Source organism: Arthrobacter globiformis (assembly GCF_003261175.1).
GTDB lineage: Bacteria > Actinomycetota > Actinomycetes > Actinomycetales > Micrococcaceae > Arthrobacter > Arthrobacter globiformis_A.
This window is the reverse complement of sequence record NZ_QLNP01000095.1, coordinates 106,045-112,482: the sequence shown is the minus strand read 5'-3', so window position 1 is coordinate 112,482 and position 6,438 is coordinate 106,045. Positions and strand designations below refer to the sequence as shown.

Below are 6,438 nucleotides of genomic sequence, written 5' to 3'. Positions count from 1 at the left end.
TTGGGCATGATCTTTTCGGGGTTTTCGGTTTCGCCGGCGGCGGTGCCGACGAGTTCGATGGAGGCGTAGGCGAACAGGACGCCCTGCATGAGGATGATCATGGGCAGCAGGCCGTTGGGGAAGATGCCGCCGTTGTCGGTGATGAGGTTGAAGCCGGTTTCCTGGCCGGGGACGGGGGTGCCGAAGATGACGAAGTAGGTGCCGATGAGGAGGAAGGCCACGAGGGCGGCGACCTTGATGATGGCGAACCAGAATTCCATTTCGCCGAAGACCTTGACGGAAACGAGGTTCAGGCAGAGGACGACGACGAGGGCGGTCAGTGCCCAGACCCATTGGGGGACGTCGGCCATCCAGGGGATGTAGTTGCCGAAGAAGTTCATGTAGAGGGCGGCGGCGGTGATGTCCACGATGGTGGTGGTGGCCCAGTTGATCCAGTAGAACCAGCCCGAGACGAAGGCTGCTTTCTCGCCGAAGAATTCGCGGGCGTAGGAGACGAAAGAGCCGGACGAGGGCCGGTGCAGCACGAGTTCGCCGAGGGCGCGCAGGATCAGGAAGGCGAAGAAGCCGCAGACGGCGTAGGCGATGACCAGGGACGGCCCGGCAGCGTTGAGCCGGCCGCCGGCGCCGAGGAACAGGCCGGTGCCGATCGCGCCGCCGATGGCGATCATCTGGATCTGCCGCGGCTTCAGGCTCTTGTGATAGCCCTTGTCCTCCGCATGGAGCGCGGTTTGCGTGGCACGCGAATGGTGCGGGACATCCTGATGCAAAGCAACCTCGTCGTTGGGGTTGTCCTGAGGCATGTTATTCCTTTCGATCCGGAAAGATCTGACCGGTTAGGGGGAATGAGGTGGAGGAATGTTTGTCGGTCTGGGGCCAGCGGGGGGAGGGCTGGGCGGTCCGCTAGAAGACCGACCAACCTGTGCGGTCGGAGAGATCGGCGAGCGCAGCGCTGCCAGCAAGGGAATTGCCTTTGGCGTCCAGCCGGGGACTCCAGACGCAGATGGCGCAGTGACCGGGAACGATGACCAGGATGCCTCCGCCCACGCCGCTCTTTCCGGGCAACCCCACGCGGTAGGCGAACTCGCCGGCGGCGTCGTACATGCCGCAGGTCAACATGATCGACCCGATGCGTTTCGCCTCGCTTCGGGACACCACAGTTCCCAAGGCTCCGCGTCCGTCATCGGCGAGGAAGAGGCCGGCCTTGGCCAGTTCCACACAGGTCATCATGATCGAGCACTGGCGGACGTAGTTTTCCACCACGGCCTCGGCGGACTGCCTGAGGTTCCCGAAATTCTTGAGGAAGTGGGCCAGGGCCAGGTTGCGGCTGCTGTTCGAGAGTTCACTGGCCGCGGCCGCAACGTCGAAGAAGGGACCTGCCTGTCCGCTCTGTCCGCTGAGAAAGCTCAGGAGCGCGGCGGCGGCGTCGGGGGTCTCTTCCATCAGGTGGTCGGTGACCACCAGGGCGCCGGCGTTGATGAACGGGTTCCGGGGGATGCCGTGTTCCACCTCCAGTTGGACCAGGGAATTGAAGGCAGTGCCGGAAGGTTCGCGCAGAACCCGGGACCACAGTGCTCCCGAGCTGTCCCGGCGGAGCGCCATGGCCAGCGTGAACACCTTGGAAATGCTTTGGATGGAAAAGGGGACATCCGCGTCACCCGAGGCAAAGACCTCCCCGGCTGCGGTGGCAACAGCTATTCCGAATCGGTTGAAGGGAACCGCTGCCAGGGATGGGATGTGTGCCGGGACAGAGCCGGCTTCCCTCTGCGGCCTGTGGCTGCGGACGATGTCATCGAGCATCGGTCCCAATGGCGGAGCGTCGAGTGTGGTGGTCATTTCCTGCCTTGAAGTTCGTTGTGCGTGCAGGCCCACTCCTGGACATGCAGCAGCGCCACCAGCGCATCGCGGGGCTTGCCGAAGTCCAGGCCGGTGACCCGGGAGGCCTTGCTGATCCGGTAGTAGACGGTGTTCTTGTGCAGTGCCATGCGTTTGGCGCACTCAGCGACGTCGAGCGAGGAGTCGAAAAACACGCGCAGGGTTTCCGCCAGTTCGGTGTCGTCCTGCAAAAGGGCGGACAGACTCCGGTGGCGGAAAGACGAGGACACGAACCTCCGGACGGCGTCCTGGAATAGGATTTCGGGCTCGAAGTCAGTCACTGTGGCTACGGGGGTGTCGGGGGAGGCGCCGATGCAGTCCAGCAGGGCCTCGGTGATGGGGGTGACCGAATGGAGAGCCAAGAGATCCGGTGCCACCGGGCCGACTGCGGCGAAGGGGCTGATGCCCAGGTGCCTGGTTGCGTCCCGGACGATTGCTTCGGCCAGGCTCCGGAGCCCTGGTTCCGCGGCAGCGGACAGCAGACCCGGAACGATGACGGCAGTGTCGCCCTTGAATTGCCCGACGACCGCGGACGCCTTGTAAGCGGCGGCGTGGATGGACGCCAGGCTGGCGAGCTCGCCGTGCTTCAATGCGGCATCGTCAGCCTGGGTGTCCGCGCGGGACATTCCTATCAGGATCAGTGCCGCGGGACGCTCCGCCGGGATTTTCCCGCTCCGGGCACTCGCAGCGGCCTCGGCGGCGCCGGACAGAATCCGGGCGATGCGGTCCTCGCGCATGTGCACGGACTGCTGATTGCGATAGCGGATCAGCTCAGCGGAGGCCCGGGCCGCGGATCCCGTGAGCACATAGTCAACATCGGCCGTGAAGCCGTCCCCGGTATCCTGTAGCCAGATATAGCCCATGATCCGGTCACCGGCGAACAGCGTGATGGCTACGCGTTCCCGCAGGCCGTCCTGCGGCCTGGCCGGCACACGCACAGGGAGCCGGGTTCTGTGCAGTTCCCGGTAGGCACCGAGGTCCTTAAGCAGCAGTTCGTATTTCCGCGGGCCGCGCCGGGCCAGGATGGACGCCGTCCGCAGTTCGTCGATGTCGTTCGTGACCGTGGAGTAGGCCAGGACCTTGTTGGCGGCATCCTCAATAACCACATGGCTCGAGGTCAGGCGTGCCGTGGTCTGGGCGATGGCAAACAGGTCTTCTTCCAGAAGCGTCAGCACTTCACTCTGGTAAGTGCGCGGCTGGATACGGTCCTTGGCGATCGACAAGAGCCGGTCCCAATCGGCAGCCGGGTCCACCAGCAGCAGCCCCGTGCCCGCGGCGCCCAGCAGTTCCTCGGCGTCAGTCAGCTCGTCGTGGCTTCCCTTGACCGCGACAACAGACGGCGGGTTCTTCAGGAGCCGGCGCAGCGCCGGCAAAGCCGAGCGGCCACGGACGCCGATCAGCAGGACAAAGGCCGCGCCGGCGTCGGACGTTTCATCGTCGGCATCGACGATCAGGAACCTTTCGACTGCCGAGCGCTCGGGGGCGGGCCGCATGATGAGGGTAGCGAAACCCAGGGGGAAGTCCGAAAGGATATCGTCCACCGTAACCGCGGCCATGGTTTCCTTCTGCGTCGTCCGTCCGGACGGCTCTGTCCGGTCACCTCATGGTATCGACCGGATTTCTCCCGAAATATGTGACGGAATCCAAACGGGGTTGCCGATTTTCGGGTTCCGGCCCAATGCGCCCGGATTTTCGGTTCACGCGGCTAGCCCTGATGGTGCTCCGGCTTAGGGCAGACTGGTGCCATGAATGATGATGCGAAGGCCGTTACAACCCAGCGTTCGACAGTTGAGGACTGGACGCAGGCGTTGGCGGAGTCTGTTGGTTCCCCTGGCGGCGGCGCCGGGGCGGGCGTGATGCTTGCCATCGCCGCGTCGTTGGCGTCGATGGTCGCCGGATACACGGAAGCTGACAGGGATCAGCGGCAGGACCTGGCCGATGTTCACGCGCGGGTCCGCTCACTCCGGGAAGCTGCCCTTCGGTTGGCCGATGAGGATGCTTCAGCATCCCAGGCATTCGGCGCCGCCTTCCGGCTGGATCCGGGGCCGGAGCGGGAGGATGCGATACGCAGGGCGTCCGTGGACGCCGCCAAGGCTTCTGCCGTGCTCGGCGAGAACGCCATCGGTGCCATTGAAGACCTCGAGTGGCTGTCATCCAACGGGAATCCGGCGCTTGTTGCCGATATCGTCGTGGCATTCGGGGCCCTGAGGGCAGCGGTGACCGGGGCGCGGACCAACGTGCGTTTCGACCTGGAGGCGCTCACCTCTGCTGGCCGAACGCCCGAGCAGATCCACGAAGACCAGCCGGCCCTGTGGTCCACCGTGGAAAATCTTGACGCCGCAGTTGAGCGGATCGACCGGCTAACCGCCGAGGTGAATCACCGCTCCGCTCCTGCTGGCTCCGGTTCTTAGGACGTAAGGCCGCCGGAAGCGAATGCGAGCCGTATGGCGACAAGCAGTCGGGAATGTTATCCGGCCGGGTCTGGTTCCGACGCAGGGACTACGGTGTGACCCAGCGCTGTGCCGAACAGTTCACGGGGCTCACAACCTGAGGCCCGTATCCAAAACAGTTCCCCGGAAGGCGTGACCGTTTCCATGTAGCCGACGCGGATGACCGTTCCTGCCTGTTCCACCCTGACCTTCGTCCCTATGAGGTCGCGCGCATCATGTGTAGTTCCTGAAACTGTCCCCGGCGTCACTGTCGGTGGCTCCTTCGGTTTGGATCGGCGTCGGCCCGACTCGGTTTCGGGACGGCCATAAATGAACGGTATTCATTTTATGCGATGAAGGCCGTTTTACATAGCCGCGATGTGCGGAGTGAATCAGGCGATCCAGTTTGACGCGGGCCCCTCGACAAAAAAGACGCCGGGGCACGGTTCCGATGTGCTGGAGGAGGGCTGCCATCTGGTGCTCTGCTGCTTCCACATGCACATCCTAGGCACCGGCCCGCGGGGCTCGGCGCCATCTCGCCCTCGCGTGGCTACTGCAAGTGTGCTTGTCTGAAGCAAGAAGCGCAGATCCAGCCGGGTCCGCGGCCGTGGTTCGACGAGGTGACACGACATGAGGCTGACCACCACCACCAACGTTTCGGTTGACGGCGTCATGCAGGGATTGGGTGGACCGGACGAGGACCGCAGCGGCGGCTTCGACCGCGGCGGATGGGCCATCCCGCTTATCGATGCCGAGGCAGGGGACTATCTGAACCAGGTTTACGGAGGCGCGGACGCGTTCCTCTTTGGCCGCAGGACGTACGAAATCTTCGCCGGCTACTGGGGAGTGATGCCCAACCCGGAGGCGAACCCGATTGCGGCTGCGCTGAACAGCCGGCCCAAGTATGTGGTGTCTGCCAGCCTCACCGATCCGCGGTGGGCGGGAACGAGTGTGCTTCAGGGCGACCTCGCCACGGCCATCGGTAATCTGAAGGCGAATCACGACGGCGAACTGCTGGTGCCGGGCAGCGGTGTCCTCGTCAGGTGGCTGCTGGCCAACGGCCTGGTTGACCGGCTCGACCTGGTCACCTATCCCGTCGTCGTCGGCCAGGGCACACGGCTGTTCCCCGATTCCGGTCCCGACCTCGCGCTCGAGCTGGTCAGCTCGCGGACCACGTCCCGGGGCATCGCCATCCAGACGTATCGGCCCCGCGGCCGGCCAGAGTACGCGACGTCCGCTGTGGGCCCCGAACACGTGTTCTAGCTGCTCACCGCACTGACCAGGTGCCTGGATTAGGCTGACGCTGTGGAGTACAGAGCTCGCGGAATACCTGTCCAGTATGTCGAGCACGGCGACGGGGTGCCGATCCTGGTGTTGCACGGTGCCGGCGTGGATCACCGGGAGATGGTCGGTGCCATGGAGCCGATATTCAGCGAGCTATCTGATTGTCGGCGCGTTTACCCTGACTTGCCGGGCATGGGTCACACGCCGGTGGGCACGCTGGGCAGTGCTGACGACGTTCTTGACCTTCTGCTCGCGTTTGTCGATGGCGTGATTGGTGACGGGCAGTTCCGGGTTATTGGCCATTCGGCAGGAGCGTACTACGCCCGGGCCATCGCCGGCAGGCGCCCGGAGCACGTGGCGGGACTCGCGCTGATCTGTCCGTTGGGCGAGAACGCCCGGAATCTTCCTGCGCACCAGGTCTTGCACGCGTCGGTCGATCCGCGCGGGACGCTCGGCCCGGCCGATGAGAGCGTGTTCCGCGACTACTTTGTCGTGCAGACGCAGGCCACGCTGGAGCGGTACAAGGAGTACGTCCTCCCCGCCCTTGGCCTGGTCGACGAAGCCGGGCTTGAGCGGATCGGCCAACACTGGCTGTTCAGCACCGGTCCAGAAGGGGGCACGCCGTACTCCGGCCCCGTCCTCATAGTGACCGGACGCCAGGACTCCGTGGTGGGGTACGCCGCTCAGTGGGATCTGCTCGAGCACTATCCGCGGGCTACATTCGCCGTGCTCGACCGCGCCGGTCATGCCTTGCCGCACGAACAGCCCGCCCTCACCAAGGCGCTGATTACCGAGTGGCTCGACCGCGTGCGCGAACGTCGCTTGGGCGCTGATTCGTGAGTCGAAGCGGTTG

The 6,438-nt window shown here is 64.7% G+C and carries 6 protein-coding genes; 3 read left to right on the top strand and 3 right to left on the bottom strand.

Going from position 1 to position 6,438, the window contains the following annotated elements; all coding sequences use genetic code 11:
• The 3 genes from DBZ45_RS15910 to DBZ45_RS15900 form a co-directional block, all read right to left on the bottom strand.
• Positions 1–800, bottom strand: an 800-nt coding sequence (locus DBZ45_RS15910) for an amino acid permease (protein WP_223257115.1), incomplete at its 3' end; no start/stop codon positions are given.
• Positions 801–900: 100 nt separating this feature from the next.
• Positions 901–1,833: a glutaminase gene (locus DBZ45_RS15905; RefSeq protein ID WP_111904840.1), complete on the bottom strand. Its 933-nt coding sequence runs from the start codon at positions 1,831–1,833 to the stop codon at positions 901–903.
• A complete protein-coding gene (locus DBZ45_RS15900; protein ID WP_111904839.1) occupies positions 1,830–3,428 on the bottom strand; it encodes a PucR family transcriptional regulator in 1,599 nt (532 codons plus the stop codon). Before DBZ45_RS15900 ends, DBZ45_RS15905 begins: the two co-directional genes overlap by 4 nt.
• A gap of 189 nt (positions 3,429–3,617) precedes the next feature.
• On the opposite strand from DBZ45_RS15900, the gene DBZ45_RS15895 reads away from it, so the two are divergent.
• The 3 genes from DBZ45_RS15895 (at position 3,618) to DBZ45_RS15880 (ending at position 6,425) form a co-directional block, all read left to right on the top strand.
• The gene (locus DBZ45_RS15895) at positions 3,618–4,283 is read left to right on the top strand and encodes a cyclodeaminase/cyclohydrolase family protein (RefSeq protein WP_111904838.1); all 666 of its coding nucleotides are present in this window, start codon (positions 3,618–3,620) and stop codon (positions 4,281–4,283) included.
• 648 nt (positions 4,284–4,931) lie between these two features.
• Positions 4,932–5,564, top strand: a complete 633-nt coding sequence (locus DBZ45_RS15885; RefSeq protein WP_111904837.1) for a dihydrofolate reductase family protein — start codon at positions 4,932–4,934, stop codon at positions 5,562–5,564.
• A gap of 42 nt (positions 5,565–5,606) precedes the next feature.
• Positions 5,607–6,425 (top strand): alpha/beta fold hydrolase, encoded by an 819-nt coding sequence (locus tag DBZ45_RS15880; protein ID WP_111904836.1) that lies wholly within the window; start codon positions 5,607–5,609, stop codon positions 6,423–6,425.
• Positions 6,426–6,438: the final 13 nt, after the last annotated feature.